Below are 17,351 nucleotides of genomic sequence, written 5' to 3' on the forward strand. Positions count from 1 at the left end.
GAATGTTGGTGAACGTTTTGCGCCTTGTCGGCCGCGGGATCGCCTACCTGGCCTTTCTCACTGTCACGCTGGCGGCCTTGGTCCTGGTGGTTGTACCCCTCGTTACCGGTTCCCAGACGTACACCGTTCTGACTAGTTCAATGGCACCGAAATACGCGCCGGGCACCTTCCTGGTGGTCAAACCGACCCCCTTCGAGGAACTGCGTACCGGGGACATCATCACTTACCAAGCCGCGTCCAACAGCCCGGTGGTGATTACTCACCGGATCACCTCGATCATTGCTTCGCAACAGGGGGAGCGGCTGCTGGTGACCCAAGGGGATAACAACAGCGTGGCAGACGAGCTTCCTGTCCGGGAGCTGCAGGTCCGCGGGAAGCTTTTCTACGCGGTCCCGAGCGTGGGATTCCTGGCTAATGCGCTGGGGCAGGGGGACCGCGGTTTGGTCCTCAAGGTCGCGGCTATTGCGCTCATCGGATACGGCGCTTACTCCCTCGTCAAGGGTGCACGCCAGCGGAAGGCGAAGAAGGGAAACCCAGCCTCGGAGACGCGCACGGATTCGGCCGAGTTTCCGACCCGGCGGTCGCTGCGGCAGCGGTCAGAGCGGTGATCCGGCCATGACCGGTCATCATCAACAGTCATCCGCGGGAATGATCTGCCGCGTAGGCGCCTTATTGTTGCTGCTGCTGGTTTTGTGGGTGCCTGCCCAACCGGCCCAGGCCTCCGACGATCGATTGCAGCTGAGCATGGACGGGCACCACTATGCGGCCGAGCTGCCACGGCCATTGTTTGGCCGGTCCGGCCCACTGGTCCCCGGCGGATCCATCGCAACCGAGTTGTGGGTGCGCAACAACAGCAGCGACAGGGCTGCACTTTCGGTGGCCGGGGTGGTGGGGGAAGCCGACGTCGAAATTTCGGGGAACCTCGTGCTGAGCGTTGCGCAAGCCGGTGGTGTCAGCGAAACCGTGCCTTTAAGCGGTCCCTGGTCCTGCTCAGCTCTAGCGCAAACGTGGACGTTGTCACCCGGGGAAGCAATCCTTCTCAACCTCAAGCTGCGGTTGGCGCCCGGCGCGGCAAACGAGACCAGGCGTCAACGGGCCGAGGTTGACGTCGCGTTCATGTTGCAGACTGCAGCCGAGGGACTCGCCGTCGCCGGCGCTTGTCCAAAGGACAGCGAGGTTAGCATGCCCGCGGGGACGGACAGCCCGCCCGCTGACGGTGAAGCCCGGAACCCGGTTTTCCTGCCGGAGCAGCCCGCGCCGGGTGACGCCACCGCGCCTGAGGGCAGCGGAGGAGCACCGAAGCAGGCAGGCTGGATCGAGGGCAACGTCTTCGCCGACAACCGTACGTGGCTGGCCGTTCCCTTTTCGGTCCTTGGCATTATCTTCCTGGCTCTGACCAAACGACGAAAGAAAAATCAGTGATGAACGACGTTGGGAGGACGGCGCGACCCGGGATGTGGAGGCGCTTCCGGTCCCTGCCGGGGTTTATGGGGGCCGCCATTGCCTTTTTCCTGGTGGTGTTGATGGGAGTGGGCACGCCTGTTGCTGTGGCGAAGTGGCGCCAAAGTGCTACAGCAACCATGAGCGTCACGGTCGGGTCCCCGGCGACACCGCCCTCCGGCTCCGCCGATGCACGGCTTATCGCCGGTGCCCAGCTGAAGACGCGTCCGGAAGGACCAAGAAAGGATTCCGCCCAGTGCAGGGTGGCCAAGTCAACCGCCCAGCTGGAGAATCTAGACAAGCTGGACGTCAGCTTTACGTGGGCCCCCGCACAGAATGTCACGCATTACGTTGTGACACTTTCCTCCGGCGACCCGCGGTACGCCCACGCGGCCGACGCGAAGGGCGAACAAGTTACCTTCACCATGCCCCGGACTCCTTCGGACCGCCTGGGCAATCCGCTCAAAGGCGCCGGCACCGACGCGGCGTACTACGCGAAATACAGCCTGAGGGTTCAGCCGATGAACGGTGCCACCGCCGGCGACGCCATCTATCTGGTGTACAAATACGAGCACTATTCGGTGGCCAACTGCTTCCGCGACGCGAAGGCATACCCGCCGCTGGGGCTGGTGACGACGGTCAATTACAACGTCAGCACACCGGTCGACGACAAGAAGCACGTGGCGTTTTCCTGGAAGGCGTCCTCCGGAGCTACTTCCTACGAAGTGTCTTTGGCCAGTTCCGCCGGTTGGGGCGCCGAGGCGACGGTCAAGCAGCCTTCCGCCGTATTCGAATTGCCGTTCTCCACGTCAGGCGGCGCGTTCTTCACCGATTACCGCCTCCGAATCCAACCCATGAACGGAACCGTTGCCGGCGACCCCGTCTACAAGACTTTCCAGTACGGCCGCTGGAACACCGACCTCTACTACGCGGCACCCCCGCCATAGCACACTCCGCGGAGGCGGCTGCTTCCACGCCGAGCATCCATGCCGCGGCTGCCCGAATGACGGAATGCGACTGTCCAGGAACGCCTCAGCGCCACGTCAAGGTGCAGAGGGAACTGTCCTGATACCCAGGGACGTCAGCTCACCGCGCGCCACCAGGGCCAGGCTTTCCGCGAAGGCATTGGTGAGGTGTCCGGTGTCTGTACGCACGATGTACTCGCCGATGATCGGCGGGCATACGCCGCCGGGCGTGCAAAACCAGTCGTGGACCGCAATATAGTCAACTCCGTCCACGCCCGCGGTGGCTCCGCGTTCAGCCTCGGTGCGCCGCTCCCAGTTCTTGCTTGTCTTGGCATGGCAATCGTCCAGGCCATGTAGCCGCGAGGGGCAGATCCTCATGTCCGCGCCGCTCGGCGGCTTTCCGATGACGACGACTCGCGCCCCTGTCGAGGCGAAGCGCTCCACCGCTTGACGGACGCCCTCCTGCCATTCCTGTGCCGCCTTCTGACCGGTGGCCCGGCTGGCCATGGCCTCGTGGTTGGCGCTGAGCACTATCAGATCAGGGCGTAGCTCTTCGGCCGCACGGAACATCCGCTTCCTGCTTTCCGCGCAGTCAGCGGCGAACGCCGAGTCGGCCAGCCGGGGACGTGTTTCCACCAGGTAGGCGGGGCAGTTGGCGAAGCCCAGGCCGGTCACCTTCCAGCCGCCGTCGGACAACGCTCCGGTGATGGTTGGCATCCAGCTCATGGCGATCGAGTCACCCATCACGAGCGCCGAAAGCTTGCCTTCGCCCGGTCCAAACGTGCAGAAGTTGGGCCGGTCCGCTCCGGCTTCATTCCGGCATCCCGACTCCGGGTTCATCGCTGCGGGCTGCTGTGAAGGGCCAAGGACGTCCAGTGAGGGAGTCAGTCTGGCCGGGTCCGGCTGCCGTGCCGTGGCCGATTGGACTGCGGCAGCCAGCTCGCCCGCGTCGGCAAACGGTTGGGCGGCTCCGGCCGGCGGCCTGCCGTCGATGAGCGCGGCCGCTTCGGTGGAATCGCGGACGAATGACGGTCCTGCCAGCTGCACGGCGCTGAGGCTGAGGACGGCTATGGCGACGGCCCCCGCCCCCAACAGTTGCCTGCTTCGCCGGCCGGGACGGTCGTGCATGGGCGCGGATTCCCAGGACCGGAGCCAGGACGAGCGACGCACAGGCTCTTCGATGAACCTGTGCGAGAGCGCTGCACTAAGCACCATGGCCGCCCCAGCCAAGGCCGCCGTGACGGGCGAGCCGGAAGGATCCAACGCGGCGGCGAAGATAATCAGCGGGAAGTGCCAGAGATAGAGCGAATAGGAGATCCGCCCTAGGTAGCGCATGGCAGGATTGGTCAGCAGTACCGTGCCAAAACCTGGCCGTGATTCGTTGCCGGCAATGACCAACAGGGCACCGGCGACCGGGACGACTGCCCACGGGCCCGGGAAAGCCGAGTTTTCGGTGAGCAAAAGGGAGCCGCCCACAATAACCAGCAGACCGGCCGGCGCCAGCAGCCCGCGCCACATGACGGGACGGACGGACTCCCTGCGCGGGACGAGCGCAGCCAAGGCGCCGAGGCCGAATTCCCAAGCCCGGCTGACCGTATCGAAGTAGGCCAGCGAGGGCCGCCAGCCGGTCATGAACAGCGACCATGCGAACGAAGCGGCGACGGCGGCGACAATGCCGACCGCCAAGGCGCGGCGGACGGTCAGGCCCGTGAACCGGGGAAGCACATAGGCCAGCCCCAGCAGCAGCCACGGCCAGAACACGTAGAACTGTTCTTCAACCGACAGGGACCAATAATGCTGGAAGGCAGATACTGGGCCGGAGGCCTGCAGATAGTCCGTTCCGATGGCGGCAAAGTGCCAGTTGGAGACCCACAACATGGCACTGAGACCGTCCAGGGCGGTTTGGCTGGCCCGGGGCACATACCAGAGGCAAAAGCCGGCGGCGGTGGTGACGGCCGCTACCACCCCGGCAGCCGGCAGGATCCTGCGAAGCCTGCGGGCGTAGAACGCGGACAACGAGATCCAGCCGGTCTTGGCCTGCTCGCGGACCAGCTGGCCGGTGATGAGGTAACCGGAAATCACGAAAAAGATGTCGACTCCGATGTAACCGCCGGCAGGCCTGCCCGTCAGATGGTTCAGAACCACCAAGCCGACGGCCACGGCGCGCAGGCCCTCGATATCGGCACGGAAATGCTGCCTGGTGGTTTGTCGCTGCCGCAGGGCAGGGCGCAGTGATGCCTCAAGCATGGAAGGGTCCCCCGGGTATAGTCGCTCGGTCCAGTTCAGGCGCGCACGCTGCGATCCCGCATGAAGACCGGGAACATCCTAGTCCACCGGGTGGCACTCAGGGTCGAAGGAGCCCTCTTGTGTTGGCTTGCCCTGTATGTTCCCGGAGCCGACGCGTATTCTGGCCCTAGGGAACGGAGTAGAAAAGCCGTCGTTCCGTCGTGATCGAAGGGGTGCTTTCATCATGGTAGATATGGGCTTGGCATGGCTGTTTGGGCTGCTGTTGTTGGCGATTGTGGCGTTGCTGGCGGTCTTGGTGATACGTGCGTTCATGGGGCTGAGACCGCGCGAAGTCGAAGATGCTCTGGCGGCGGCAGGCGGTCAAATACAGCAGTCGCATCGGCGGAGTACGGCCCGACAGATCCTTGACCAGAGGTTCGCGCGCGGCGAGCTGACGGCAGATGCCTACCGCGAGGGCCTGCGGGTCCTCGGTGAAGACCGCTAGCCGGTAGGGGATTCGCTGACGGGTATCTCCGGACCCGTCTGCGCGCACGGACCGGCCGCTACAGGGCCCCCGGTTTCCCACCCGTGGACACATAGGCCTTGAAGAGTGCAGTCAGGTCTTCGCCCGTCACGTCCTCGGCCAGCTCTTGGAAATCGCTGGGCTTGCCTGATCCGTCCCGGACCCAGGTCTTCAGGATGCTGAAAAAGTCCTCGTCGCCCACTTTGTCGCGCAGGGCGTGCAGCGCCATGGCTGCCCGGGTCTGGACATTGCCGGCGAACAGTTGATCGGCCCCCGGATCCGACACCCGCACCTGCCAGAAGTCGTCGTCGGCCGGGATGCCGGCGTAGAAATCGAAGGTGTCATCGGCGCTGCCCAGGTTTTGCTGTTCGTTCCAGAGCCACTCGGCATAGGTAGCAAGGCCTTGGTTGAGCCAGCTGTCCTGCCACCGCGGTGGAGGCAATTGCGAGTCGGTCCACTGGTGCGCCAACTCCCGGGCGATCATGGCATTTCCGCTGGCCTCGCTGTAGAAGCCGTCCATCGGATAGACGGGCCGGCCCTGCATTTGAACGGCGAAGCCAAGGTCCTCGGCACGGTCAATGATGCCGCCGGCGCTCTTGAGCGGATACTTGCCGAACACGGTGGACAGGAACTGCATGATCTGCGGCTGCCTATCCAGCGACTGCTGGATCCTGTATGCCTGCGACGGCGGAGCAGCGGACCCGGCCGTCCAGCCGTTCGCGTTCTCCGGGCTGCCGTCGGGTGCAGGCTGCGCTTTCCAGCCGTCCCAGCGGTCGCCGTCGCTGTCGAAGGAGGTGGACCCTCCGCCGCCCGGCACCTTGATGTCCTCCACGAAGACCCCGTCGTTCTGTCCCGTGATGTCGCTGGCGTAGGTGATGGACAGCTCCACATCCTGGCCGGCGTAATCTGCCAGGTCGAACTCCCAGTGCTCCCAGCCGTCGCTGGCGCCGGTGGCCGCCCACCATTGACCGGTGGCGCCTTCTGCGGTGCAGGAACCGCCGCCGTCGTCCGTCTGGTAGTGCTTCAGGAAGGGGTGCACGTGATGCCACGCCGGGCAGGAATTACCCGTGGACTCCCGCGCGTGTCCGGTGGTGTCCTTGAGCGTGGTCCAATCGTCCTTGCCGGGTGTCCTGGCCTCCACGAAGGCATAGTCCCAGCCGGGTTCGGTGTCGCGCAGCATCCAGAAAGAAAGGTCACCGCCGGCATCCGGCACCCTGACGGTGCGGGCGAGCCGCTTGTAACTGGCGTTGTCGCTCTGCGACCAGGCAAGCCCGTCGCCGTTGCGCGGGACCACCGCCCTCTTTAGCGCCGGATCCATCGCGTCCACGTAGCTGATGCCGCCCTTGGTGCGCTCCGCCACGTCAAAGTGCCCGACGGCGATGGTCGCCAAATGCGGCGACAGCGGCTCGTCGGCCTTCCAGGTGAAGACGGTGCGGCCGTACTCGGCTTCCGTGCCGTCCGGCAAGCCGTTGGCCACCGCCTGCCAGCCATCGGGCACCGAGATGTTGAAGGTATAGCCGGCACGGTCGCTGGGATGGTTGTTCACCGGAAACCAGGTTGGCGCACTATCCGGATGGCCGGTGACGAGGGCGCCGTCGTCGGTATGGATGAACCCGGCGGGACCGGGGAGGGCGAGGGTTCGGGGGATGCCCGAGTACGCCACGACCACGGTGAAGCGGTCGCCGTCCGGTACACCCCGGGTGGGGGTGACGGTGAGCTTGGTGCCGGTCAGGGCAAAACGTGCTTCCCGCCCGTCGACGCTGACGGAATCGACGTCCAGGCCATCCAGGTCCAAACTGAACGCGGAAAGGTTTTGCGTGGCCTGTGCCGTGATTGTGGCGGTGCCGTCCAGCCGGTCCGTGGGCGGGTCGTACAGCAGATCCAGTCCATAGTGGGACACCTGGTAGCCGCCGTTCCCGGCGTCAGGGAAATACGGATCATGCAGGGTGGCGGAGCCGGGTTCGAAGATGTGCCGGCCCGGATCGGGTGCTGCGGCGGCCCGGGCGACCGGCAACCCCAGTCCGGACACACCAACGAGCGCGGCCGCAGCCAGGGCAAGACCCCTCCAAGGCATCATGCAACGTTCCCCCCATCGGCCAAGGCTGCCCGGACCCGTGGATGTGCGGGGCGGCGGCTCACGCGCTGGCCATCTACATAAGATGCTCCTGTTCGGGGCCACTGTCAACGGATACGACTATGGGCCCGCACAACCTGGCTGTACGGGCCCATTCTGGAAAGCCGAACTTGGGAAAACGCTAGGGGCGGCCGATGCCCTTGAAGGTCCAGCCCGCCTGGCGCCACGCTGCCGGGTCCAGCACGTTGCGTCCGTCCAGGATGTTCTTTTCGTCCACCAGGTTTCCGACGGCGACCGGATCCAACTCTCGGTATTCATTCCACTCGGTCACCAGCACCAGCGCGTGGGCGCGGGCGATAGCCGTTTTGGCATCCGGTTCATAGCTGAGTTCCGGGAATCGCTGCTTGGCGTTGGCCAGGGCCTCCGGATCGGTGACGGTGACCGTGGCTCCCTGCAGTTGAAGTTGGGCGGCAACGGACAGCGCGGGAGAATCACGGACGTCGTCGGACTGCGGTTTGAACGCGGCTCCGAGCACGGTAATGCGCTTGCCGATCAGTGACCCGCCGCAGAGCTCTCGGGTCAGTTCCACCACCCGGGTGCGGCGGCGCATGTTGATGGCGTCCACCTCACGCAGGAAGGTCAGGGCCTGGTCCGCCCCGAGTTCGCCCGCCCGGGCCATGAAGGCGCGGATATCCTTGGGCAGGCAGCCGCCGCCGAAGCCCACTCCGGCGTTGAGGAACTTGCGCCCGATCCGTTCGTCCATGCCGATGGCGTCGGCCAGGGCGGTGACGTCGGCCCCGGCGGCTTCGCAAACTTCCGCCATGGCGTTGATGAAGGAGATCTTCGTGGCCAGGAACGAGTTCGCCGCGGCCTTGACCAGTTCCGCGGTGGCATAGTCGACCACCAGCCGCGGCGTCCCGTCGGCCAGCGGCGTCGCATAGACCTCGTCCATGGCCGCGGTGGCCGCTTCACCGGGTGCACCCGCAGGCACGCCGTAGACAAACCTGTCCGGGGTCAACGTGTCTTTGACGGCGTGGCCTTCGCGCAGGAACTCGGGGTTCCACGCCAGAATGGCTGCCGGGGCGATTTCCCGGATCTCCTCTGCCAGCCGTGACGCCGTTCCCACCGGCACGGTGGACTTGCCGACCACCACGTCGCCCGGGCGCAGGTGCATGGCGAGAGACGTGAAGGCGGCATCGACATAGCGCAGGTCGGCGGCGTTCTCGCCCTTGCGCTGCGGGGTGCCCACGCACACGAAGTGCACGGCGGCCCCGGCGGCGTCGGCCATCTCGGTGCTGAACGTCAGCCGGCCGGTCTGCTGGACCTCGGCGAGCAGGTCGGGAAGGCCGGGCTCGAAGAACGGGGCGCGGCCGGCCTGCAGTTCGGCGACCTTGCGTTCGTCCACGTCGATACCGACCACGTCATGCCCAAGCTTGGCCATGGCCGCGGCATGCACGGCCCCCAAGTAGCCGCAGCCGATGACGGAAATTCGCATAGTGGTCCTTTGCACGTGCCTTGAGTAGCGATTACTTCTGACTTTAGCGCGTTACCGGTGCCGCTTTTGTCGGCTGTAGCGCGTTACCGATGCCGGTTTTGCCGGTATTCCAGCCACGCGTAGGCCAGGACGGTGCCGAGGGCCGCGCCCAGGGTGTTTGTCCAAACATCCTGCAGCGAGGCGTAACGGCCCGGGAGGAATGTCTGTTGCGCCCACTCCACGGCTCCGGCGAGCAGGAAGGCTCCGGCCGGTGTCAACCAGCGCCACCCGGTCGGCAGCAGAAGAGCGGCCAGCAGGCCCAACGGCACGAACATCAACACGTTGGCCCCGGATTCGACCAGGTTGTAGTCAATCCAGTGCGGCGCGCCTGCTTCATGCAGAGCCGCGAGAACTGCCTGGATGGTGCTGTTGGCGCCGGCATCCACCGGGGTAGGCCACAACACGGCAACGGCGACCAGGAGGGCGTAGCCGGCCAACAGCCAAAAATGCAGCAGGCGGGCCCGCTCCCGGGACGTGCGAAGCCGCATTGATCTTCCTCTCCGGTGTGGGCGGCCGCGCGCCGATGCGCAGGCGACCGAAGGCCCATGGTACCGGTGCGCCACCAAGGTCGGGCGCGTAGCGGCTCCGGCACGGGGGTTGCGTGCCGGTCCCCGGGTCCCTCAGCGACCCGGAGACCGGCAATTGCAAGGTTGAAATGGTTCTTTCAGGTGTTTGTGAGAGATATCACGAGCTGGCTCTGTCGCTTTCCGGTGCCATGGGGTAGCTTCCGGGCAGGATCCTGCTGCGGGGACAGCGGGATTCTTTCATCCACACCTCATGGAGGAACCAGCATGCAGACCCACAGTTTCAGGCGGGGTGCAGCCATCGCTGCCGCCACCGCATTGGCGTTCGGAACCGGGTTGCCCGCCCAAGCCGCTATCGGGACAGACACCAGCACCCTGCGGGACGCGGTCACCGTCGAGAACATCGTCAGCCACTTGCAGGCCCTGCAGGACGCGGCCAATGCCAACGGCGGCAACCGCGCTGCGGGCACGGCGGGCTACGAGGCATCGGCCCAATACATCGAGGCCCAATTGTCGGCCGCCGGCTATACGCCCATTCGGCAGGCGTTCTCCTACGAACGGTTCGTGCTCCACGGCGCAGAGTTCGAGCAGGTCGCCCCGACGCCGACGGCGTACGCGGCAGGGGAGGAGTTCCTGGCCATGGACTACTCTGGCTCCGGCGACGTCACGGCACCCGTGACCGCGGTGGATATCAACCTCGCCGGCGACAGGGCATCCACCAGCGGCTGCGAGGCGACCGACTTCGCAAGCTTCCCCGCCGGCAACATCGCCCTGATCCAGCGCGGTACGTGCGATTTCGCCACGAAGGTCTCGAATGCCGCGGCAGCAGGCGCCGCCGGCGTGGTCATCTTCAACCAGGGCAACGGAGGAACACCGGACCGGACGGACCTGTTCGGCGGCACGTTGGGGACGCCGCAAGCCATCCCGGCCGTCAGCACCAGCTTCGACCTGGGGGCCGAGCTCGCCGGGACCGCCGGCCTGGAACTGCGGATCGCGGTGGACGCCGAGATCGTCGTAACGGAGACGTTTAACATCCTCGCCGACACGGCCGGGCGCGAGGACCGCACCGTCGTCGTCGGTGCGCACCTGGATTCGGTATCGGAGGGTCCGGGCATCAACGACAACGGTTCCGGCAGCGCGGCGATCCTGGAAACGGCGCTTCAGATTGCGGCATCGGGTGACGCCCCGGAAAACCGGGTGCGGTTCGCATTCTGGGGCGGTGAAGAGGATGGGCTGCTCGGCTCCGACTACTACGTGTCCCAGTTGAGCAAGCGCGAGATCAAGCAGCATGCGCTCAACCTGAATTTCGACATGGTCGGTTCGCCCAATGCCGTTCGCTTTGTTTACGACGGCAACGGCGACGCGTTTGGGCTGACCGGGCCGAAGGGTTCGGATACCATCGAGCGCGTCTTCGAGGACTACTTCGCTTCGCAGGGACTCGCCACGGAACCGACGGCGTTCGACGGGCGCTCGGACTACTTCGGCTTCATCAACAACGGCATTCCCGCCGGCGGCCTGTTCACCGGTGCCGAGGAAATCAAGACCGAAGAGCAGGCGGCAATCTACGGCGGCACGGCGGGCGTGGCCTACGATCCCTGCTACCACGAGGCCTGCGACACGCTTGCCAATGTGGACCTTGTGGTACTCGATCAGATGGCTGATGCGATTGCGCATGCCACGCTGACCTTCGCCGAAACGACCTCAGCGGTCAACGGCACGGCCAAGGGCAAGGGAACGGGCAGCACCAAGATGCCGTTCAAGGGGCCGCACGCCGTTCGCTGACCCCACCGGACCGGCGCTGTCTCCTACGGCAGCAGTTGGCCCAGGGAGGCCGTCTCCGGACGGCCTCCCTCTTCGCTGCGCTGCGGAATCGCGACGCTGAAGGTCGTGCCCGCTCCCAGGACGCTCGAGAAGGTTAGCGTGCCGCCGTGGGCTTCCACGATCGACTTGCTGATGGCCAGCCCCAGCCCCAGCCCTGGAATGGCCGCCTGACGGACGGCACTGGTGCGGAAGAACTTGGTGAAGATTTCAGCCTGATCCGCTTCCGACATGCCCATGCCGGTGTCGCTGACCTCCAGGAGGACGGCGCCGTCGGCCGCCAGGGTCCGTACCGTGACGCGTCCGCCGTCGGGGGAGTACTTGATGGCATTGGACAGCAAATTGTCCAGCACCTGGCCCATCCGGTTGGGATCGATCTCTGCTTCCAGCCCGCCGGCGGCGTCGATGACCAACTCCACGCCCGCGTGTTCTGCCCGCGGCATGGCCGACGCAACGCTGGTAGCGACGAGGTCGGCCAGCGCCGTGCGGCGGGGCTCGATGCTCAGCGTGCCGGAGGCGGTGACGAGCAGGTCTTCCACCAGTTGCAGGAGGCGTTCGGAATTGCGCATGGCGATGCCGAGGGAGGCGGTGACGTGTTGCGGCAACTGGTCGGCGTCCTCGAGCGCGAGGTCCAGGTAGCCCATGATGGACGTCAGGGGAGTGCGGAGCTCGTGGGAGACGCCGGCGACGAACTCTTCCTTCACCGTCAACGCATTGACCAGGTCGGTGACGTCGCTGAAGGCCATCACGGTGCCGTCGAACTGGCCGAGGTCATTCTGCATGGGGCGTGCCGTGCACAACATGGCCCGTTGCCTGTCTCCGTCGCCGATCCACACCAGCCGGTCGGAAAAAGACTCCCCCTGAATGGCACGGCGAATGGGGCGGTCTTCGGGGACCACCGGGGTCACCCGGTCCGGTTCGAAGACCAGCAAATCGGCCTCGTCCGGATTGTCGATGCCTTGGGGCATGGCCAGCAAACGGTCCCGATCCTGTTGCACGTTGCTCAGGATGTCACGGCCGTCTGCATCGGTGACGAGCACCCCCACCGCGACGGCGTTCAGGACGGTGTCCAGCCGCCGCACATGGACCTTGCTTTCTTCCAGCAAGGCCCGCAGTTCGCGGTCTTTGCCGGCCAGGGCTTGCTGCTGCGCCGTCATGCTCAAGGAGAAAACGGACGCGGTGATGGAGACCCCCAGGGTCACGATGGGGATCAGGATCGGGCCAAACAGGGTTTCCGGAGTTACCGGTTCCGGGCCGGTGAACACCGGAATCCAAACGATAAGCAGCGGCGCGGCGAAGCTGACGATGCGCGCGGCGGCGGGGGCGATCTCCGACCAGGCCATCCAGAACACCGGGAAGACCGCCAACAGGGCGACGCCGGCCAGTTGTGTCCCGGCGCCCTGGTGAAGGGCCCCGATGGCGACGAAATCCAGCAGCGGGATCACCCAGTACGACGGATAGGGCAGCCGGTCCCACGGAATGGCGGCGCCGAGGATCCACAACACGGCAATGCCGATGAGTCCGCCGGTGAATTGCGCGTTGCCCAGCAGTTGGGGGAAGAATGCGGCGGCGATCACCGCCGTCAGCGTCACCGAAATGCAGAGCGGCAGATGGCTGAGGAAAACGCGTGCGCGCAGGGGCAGCTCATGGAACTGACGGCGTCCGGTCAGCCAGGACAACAACGGGCTTGGTGCGGCAGACATGATCGAAGGTCCCCTTACTCCGGGCAGCCCTCGTTGTCGGTTGCGTTGCGGAGCCGGGCTGGCCATGACTGGTTTAGTATGGCACGCGTGTTGGCCCGCGCCGTGGAACTATGCGGTCTGTGACGCAAGTCGCAGCGGTGCGGGGTGGGTGTGGTGCAGACGGGTTGGCGGATCAGTCCGCTGGGCGCGGGTTCCGTTCGGGCCCGGAACGGGTTTGCCCTTAACTGCGCAGGGCGCCCCGCCATGGGAAACAGGACCTGCCTGCCTCCTGGCTGAGCGCCCGCGAAAGCCCGCGAAAAACGTCAGGCGTTGTGGTGCGTGTCGGAACGGCCCAGGAACTGCTTGGGAATGAAGAACGCCAGCGTGAACAGGCCGAGCCCGATGGCGAAGGCCGGGATGGGGCCGATGACCGGCTCCAGGCTGAAGGCGTACAGGGAACCGAAGAACATCAGCATGATGACCGCGAAGGTGACCAGATTGCCGACCAGGTGTCCCTCGCCCGAATGGGTGCGCTGCTTGGGGTGGGCCATGGGGTGTTTCTCCTCAATAGTGCGATGCGGCGTCAGTAGCCGCCGGCGGCTTGCTCGCCTTTAACAATAGCCACTGATGAGCTGGCGCCAATTCGTGTTGCGCCGGCGCGGAGCATGGCGCGCGCGTCGTCGAGGGATCGCACGCCGCCCGAGGCCTTCACGCCCAGGCGCGCCCCGACGGCGTCCCGCATCAGGGCGATGTCCTCGACGGTGGCGCCGCCACCGCTGAAGCCAGTGGAAGTCTTGACGAAGTCCGCCCCGGCCTCGGCGGCGGCTTCGCAGACCATCCGCTTTTGCTCGTCGGTCAGGAAATGGGTTTCCAGGATGACTTTGAGGATGGCTCCGCCGGCGTGGACGGCTTCGGCCACCGCCGCGATGTCATCGATGATCGCGGCGCGGTCGTTGGCCCGGGCCGCGGCGATATTGATCACCATGTCGATTTCGTCGGCGCCGTCCAGGGTGGCGCCGCGGGCCTCGTGTACCTTCACATCGGTGGGAGTGGCGCCGAACGGGAAACCGACGACCGCGCAGGTCTTGACCCCGGAGCCCTTTAGCGTGCTGTGGACCAACGCCGTCCAGACAGGATTCGCACACACGGCGGCAAAGCGGTACTCGACCGCCTCCCGGCAGACCTTGAGGATGTCTTCGCGGGAAGCTTCCGGCTTCAGCAGCGTGTGGTCGATGACCGAAGCGATCGACGTCGGATCGTGATAGGTCGCGCTCGGAGCGGATCCGGATGTGATGTCTTCAGACATAGCCATCCCTTTCATCTGCTGGGGTTCGAAGGAACTTCTATCCTTGCATACCGGTCAGGCGGCGACAGGACCGGCGCACCGGCCTGCACGGCCGCCGGAAGCGTCGCCGGACCGGGCAGGAGTCAGTGCGGGCCGCCAGTGGAGTGGCCCTCTTCCTCGGCCGCACGGCGGTGCTCCTCGAGCTTCTCCTCGGCCTCCTGCCGGCGGCGCGCGATGGCCCGGGGGTCGTCGGCCGGAATGTGCTCCTCCGAGGCCTTGTGCGCCGGCTCTTCGTCAGGGCTTTGATGCCTCGCCCCTGCGGAACGGGGCAGCTGTTCTTCGATGCCCATGGCTGCATCGTCCCACATGGCACCGGCGTCGAAAAGGTGCGGAAGGTGATCAATCAGCGGAGGTTGTGCCCCTCCGGCCCGGCCCTTCCCGCGGAGGCCGCCCGGCCGGCCGGCGCCCCGGCCAGGGGGGTTTTGTTAGGCCCGCGGTGCCTCGCCCGCCGAACGATTCCGGGCGGCGGTGATCTGCGCCGGTTATCCGGGCACCCCGAGGGTGGTGCGGATGTCGGTTTTGATGGCCTCCAGCAGCCGGGCCGCTTCCGCGCGTTCCTCCGCCAGCCGGTCCACGCCGGCAACCGGCCGGATGACCTCCAGGTAGCACTTGAGCTTTGGCTCCGTGCCGCTCGGCCGCACGATGACGCGGGTATCGTCCTGGCCCAGGAACAGCAGTCCGTCGGTCGGCGGCAACGCTTCGCTGCCGAGGGACAAGTCCGTGCTCGTCACCACCGGGGACCCGGCCAGCGACGACGGCGGCCGCTCCCGGAGCCGGTACATCATCGTTCCCATCAGGGCGAGGTTGTCCACCCTGATGCTCAGCTGGTCCGTAGCGTGGAGCCCGTACTTCAGCGCGAGGTCATCGAGGACGTCGAAGACCGTCCGGCCCGCGGCTTTGACGTCGGCGGCGAGCTCTGCGAGCAGCAGGGCGGCGGACATCCCGTCCTTGTCCCGGACCAGATGCGGTGCCACGCAATAGCCCAGGGCCTCTTCATACCCGTAGGCGAGGCCGGGGACGCGGGAAATCCACTTGAAGCCGGTCAGTGTCTCCACGTGGGCTACCCCTGCGTCGGCCGCGATCTTGCCCAGCAGCCGGGAAGAGACGATCGAGTTGGCGAAGACCCGGGACGCAGCCGGGCTCTCGCCCGCGCCTGCATCGATCGGATCGGTTGGGGCGTCCTGGTCCGCGCGCAGCCGGTCCTGGCCTTCGAAACGAGCCGCCATGTGCGCGCCGAGCAGCGCGCCGGCCTCGTCGCCGCGGAGCATCCGCCACATGCCGGTCGACGGGTCCTTGGCAGCCAGCGCCGCGCGGTCCGCGTCGGGATCATTGGCAATCACCAGGTCCGCGTCGATGTCCGCTGCCGTCTCCAAGGCCAGGTCGATCGCTCCGGCTTCCTCCGGGTTGGGGAAGGCCACGGTCGGGAAGTCGGGATCCGGCTCCGCCTGGGCGGCCACCAGAGTCACGTCGGTGAATCCGGCCTGCTCAAAGACCGCCCGCATGGTCGCTCCGCCGACGCCGTGCATCGGCGTGAGCACGATCCTCAGGTCCCGCTGCGGGAACAGCCGCGGGTCGGCCAGCGCGGTGACCGCGGCGACGTAGTCTTCGGCGATGCCCTCCGGGAGGACGTTCCAGCCTTCCTCGGCCAGTGGGATGGAGTCCAAGGGCGGGGCGTAGTCAATGCGGGCGGCGATATCGGCGTCGTAGGGTGCCACAATCTGCGCTCCGCGGCCGCCTTCGTCCACGGCACGTCCGCCCAGGTAGACCTTGTACCCGTTGTCGTGCGCGGGATTGTGGCTGGCGGTGACCATCACGCCCGCTTCGCAGCCCAGCGCCCGAACGGCGTACGCCAGCACCGGTGTTGGCAGGGCGGAAGGCATGAGGAACGTCTCGATGCCGGCGGCGGTGAAGACGGCCGCGGACTCGGCGGCGAAGACATCCGAGTTCCGGCGTGCGTCGTAGCCGATCACCGCGCGCGGTGCATAGGCGCCGGCGGCGGTGTCCAGCAGGAAGCGGGCCAGGCCGGCGGCCGTCCGGCGCACCACCACGCGGTTCATCCGGAAGGGCCCGGCGCCGAGCGCGGCCCGCAGCCCGGCGGTACCGAAGGCCAAGGTCGCGGAAAACCTGTCCGCAAGTTCGGCCCGTGCCGCGGCGGCTTCCGGCGCGCCGGCCTCGGCCGCTGCCAGCAGGTCTTGCAATTCCCGGCGCGTCTGCTCGTCCGGATCGGCCTCCAGCCAGGCCTCGGCCGCGGCCTTCAGCTCCTGGGGTGTTGCGGTCATGTCGCTCCCGTTCACAGTTTGGCGACAATTCCGGCCAGCAGCCGCGAGATCCGCGGCCCCGCGGCCCGCCCCGCCTCGATGACCTCGGCGTGGCTGAGCGGAACGTCGCTGATGCCGGCCGCAAGGTTGGTCACCAGCGAGATTCCGAAAACCTCCATGCCGGCGTGGCGCGCGGCGATGGCCTCCAACGCCGTGGACATGCCGACCAGGTCGGCGCCGATCCGCTTGGCGTACTGCACCTCGGCCGGAGTTTCGTAGTGGGGGCCGGGGAATTGTGCGTATACGCCTTCGTCCAGGCTGGGATCCACCTCCCGAGCCAGGGTGCGCAGTCGTCCCGAATAGAGGTCGGTCAGGTCAACGAAGGTTGCGCCTTCCAGCGGGGAGGCGGCGGTGAGGTTGATGTGGTCGCTGATCAGCACCGGCGTGCCCGGCGCCCAGGCCGGGTTCAGTCCGCCGCAGCCGTTGGTCAGCACCAGCGTCCTGCACCCGGCCGCCGCCGCAGTCCGGACGCCGTGGACGACCGAGCGTACGCCCTTGCCCTCGTAGTAGTGGGTGCGGGCGCCCAGCACCAGCACGCGCTTGCCGTCGGGCGTCCGGACGGAGCGGATGGTGCCGACGTGGCCTTCGACTGCCGGGGCGGAGAACCCGGAAATGTCCGTGGCCGGGATCGAGTGGGTCGTCTCTCCGATGAGGTCGGCGGCCTCGCCCCAGCCGGAGCCGAGCACCAGCGCGACGTCATGGGTGGGAACACCGGTCTGGCGGGCGAGGGAAGCGGCTGCCTCGGCGGCCAGTTCAAAGGGGTCTGTAGTCACAGCACCTAACCTACCCGCTGCCGAACTGCCGCCGAAAGCGTCGGGCGGGGGCGCCGTCGTCGTTCCTGGCATTGGGGATGTCCGGGCGGCTGGCGCGCGGCTGGCGGCGGCCGTGCGCGGGCCGCGGCC

General features: G+C 66.7%; 15 protein-coding genes. 5 read left to right on the plus strand and 10 right to left on the minus strand.

All coding sequences use genetic code 11. The features are described 5' to 3' along the window. Positions 1-8 precede the first annotated feature (8 nt). The 3 genes from AC5RUH_RS04170 (at position 9) to AC5RUH_RS04180 (ending at position 2,387) form a co-directional block, all read left to right on the plus strand. Positions 9-608, plus strand: coding sequence for a signal peptidase I (locus tag AC5RUH_RS04170; protein WP_494127969.1), 600 nt, complete (start codon positions 9-11; stop codon positions 606-608). Positions 609-672: 64 nt separating this feature from the next. Further along, a complete protein-coding gene (locus AC5RUH_RS04175; protein WP_494127970.1) occupies positions 673-1,422 on the plus strand; it encodes a hypothetical protein in 750 nt (249 codons plus the stop codon). A gap of 158 nt (positions 1,423-1,580) precedes the next feature. Beyond that, positions 1,581-2,387, plus strand: coding sequence for a hypothetical protein (locus AC5RUH_RS04180; RefSeq protein ID WP_494127971.1), 807 nt, complete (start codon positions 1,581-1,583; stop codon positions 2,385-2,387). A 96-nt stretch (positions 2,388-2,483) separates the two neighbouring features. Here the strand turns inward: AC5RUH_RS04180 and AC5RUH_RS04185 are convergent, their stop codons facing one another. After that, the gene (locus AC5RUH_RS04185) at positions 2,484-4,652 is read right to left on the minus strand and encodes an acyltransferase family protein (RefSeq protein ID WP_494127972.1); all 2,169 of its coding nucleotides are present in this window, start codon (positions 4,650-4,652) and stop codon (positions 2,484-2,486) included. 223 nt (positions 4,653-4,875) lie between these two features. Between AC5RUH_RS04185 and AC5RUH_RS04190 the strand changes: the two genes are divergently transcribed. After that, positions 4,876-5,136 (plus strand): SHOCT domain-containing protein, encoded by a 261-nt coding sequence (locus AC5RUH_RS04190; protein WP_494100680.1) that lies wholly within the window; start codon positions 4,876-4,878, stop codon positions 5,134-5,136. A 58-nt stretch (positions 5,137-5,194) separates the two neighbouring features. Here the strand turns inward: AC5RUH_RS04190 and AC5RUH_RS04195 are convergent, their stop codons facing one another. The 3 genes from AC5RUH_RS04195 to AC5RUH_RS04205 form a co-directional block, all read right to left on the minus strand. Beyond that, positions 5,195-7,231: a M1 family aminopeptidase gene (locus AC5RUH_RS04195; RefSeq protein ID WP_494127973.1), complete on the minus strand. Its 2,037-nt coding sequence runs from the start codon at positions 7,229-7,231 to the stop codon at positions 5,195-5,197. A 178-nt stretch (positions 7,232-7,409) separates the two neighbouring features. Further along, positions 7,410-8,723 (minus strand): UDP-glucose dehydrogenase family protein, encoded by a 1,314-nt coding sequence (locus AC5RUH_RS04200; RefSeq protein ID WP_494100678.1) that lies wholly within the window; start codon positions 8,721-8,723, stop codon positions 7,410-7,412. A gap of 83 nt (positions 8,724-8,806) precedes the next feature. Next, positions 8,807-9,250 (minus strand): VanZ family protein, encoded by a 444-nt coding sequence (locus AC5RUH_RS04205; RefSeq protein WP_494001350.1) that lies wholly within the window; start codon positions 9,248-9,250, stop codon positions 8,807-8,809. 303 nt (positions 9,251-9,553) lie between these two features. Between AC5RUH_RS04205 and AC5RUH_RS04210 the strand changes: the two genes are divergently transcribed. Continuing rightward, positions 9,554-11,068, plus strand: a complete 1,515-nt coding sequence (locus AC5RUH_RS04210) for a M20/M25/M40 family metallo-hydrolase (protein WP_494127974.1) — start codon at positions 9,554-9,556, stop codon at positions 11,066-11,068. A gap of 23 nt (positions 11,069-11,091) precedes the next feature. On the opposite strand, the gene AC5RUH_RS04215 is transcribed toward AC5RUH_RS04210, so the two are convergent. The 6 genes from AC5RUH_RS04215 to AC5RUH_RS04240 all read right to left on the minus strand — a co-directional run bounded on the left by AC5RUH_RS04215 (position 11,092) and on the right by AC5RUH_RS04240 (position 17,222). Beyond that, on the minus strand, positions 11,092-12,807 hold the full coding sequence (locus AC5RUH_RS04215; RefSeq protein WP_494127975.1) for a sensor histidine kinase: 1,716 nt from the start codon (positions 12,805-12,807) through the stop codon (positions 11,092-11,094). Between the two features lie 302 nt (positions 12,808-13,109). Further along, a complete protein-coding gene (locus tag AC5RUH_RS04220; protein WP_494001347.1) occupies positions 13,110-13,337 on the minus strand; it encodes a hypothetical protein in 228 nt (75 codons plus the stop codon). 32 nt (positions 13,338-13,369) lie between these two features. Then, positions 13,370-14,092 (minus strand): deoxyribose-phosphate aldolase, encoded by a 723-nt coding sequence (deoC, locus tag AC5RUH_RS04225; RefSeq protein WP_494127976.1) that lies wholly within the window; start codon positions 14,090-14,092, stop codon positions 13,370-13,372. Between the two features lie 122 nt (positions 14,093-14,214). Next, a complete protein-coding gene (locus tag AC5RUH_RS04230; protein WP_494001345.1) occupies positions 14,215-14,421 on the minus strand; it encodes a hypothetical protein in 207 nt (68 codons plus the stop codon). A 192-nt stretch (positions 14,422-14,613) separates the two neighbouring features. Further along, positions 14,614-16,410: a phospho-sugar mutase gene (locus tag AC5RUH_RS04235; protein ID WP_494127977.1), complete on the minus strand. Its 1,797-nt coding sequence runs from the start codon at positions 16,408-16,410 to the stop codon at positions 14,614-14,616. Positions 16,411-16,421: 11 nt separating this feature from the next. Further along, positions 16,422-17,222, minus strand: a complete 801-nt coding sequence (locus AC5RUH_RS04240) for a purine-nucleoside phosphorylase (protein WP_494127978.1) — start codon at positions 17,220-17,222, stop codon at positions 16,422-16,424. Positions 17,223-17,351: the final 129 nt, after the last annotated feature.

This window comes from Arthrobacter sp. Y3223166, assembly GCF_059090935.1.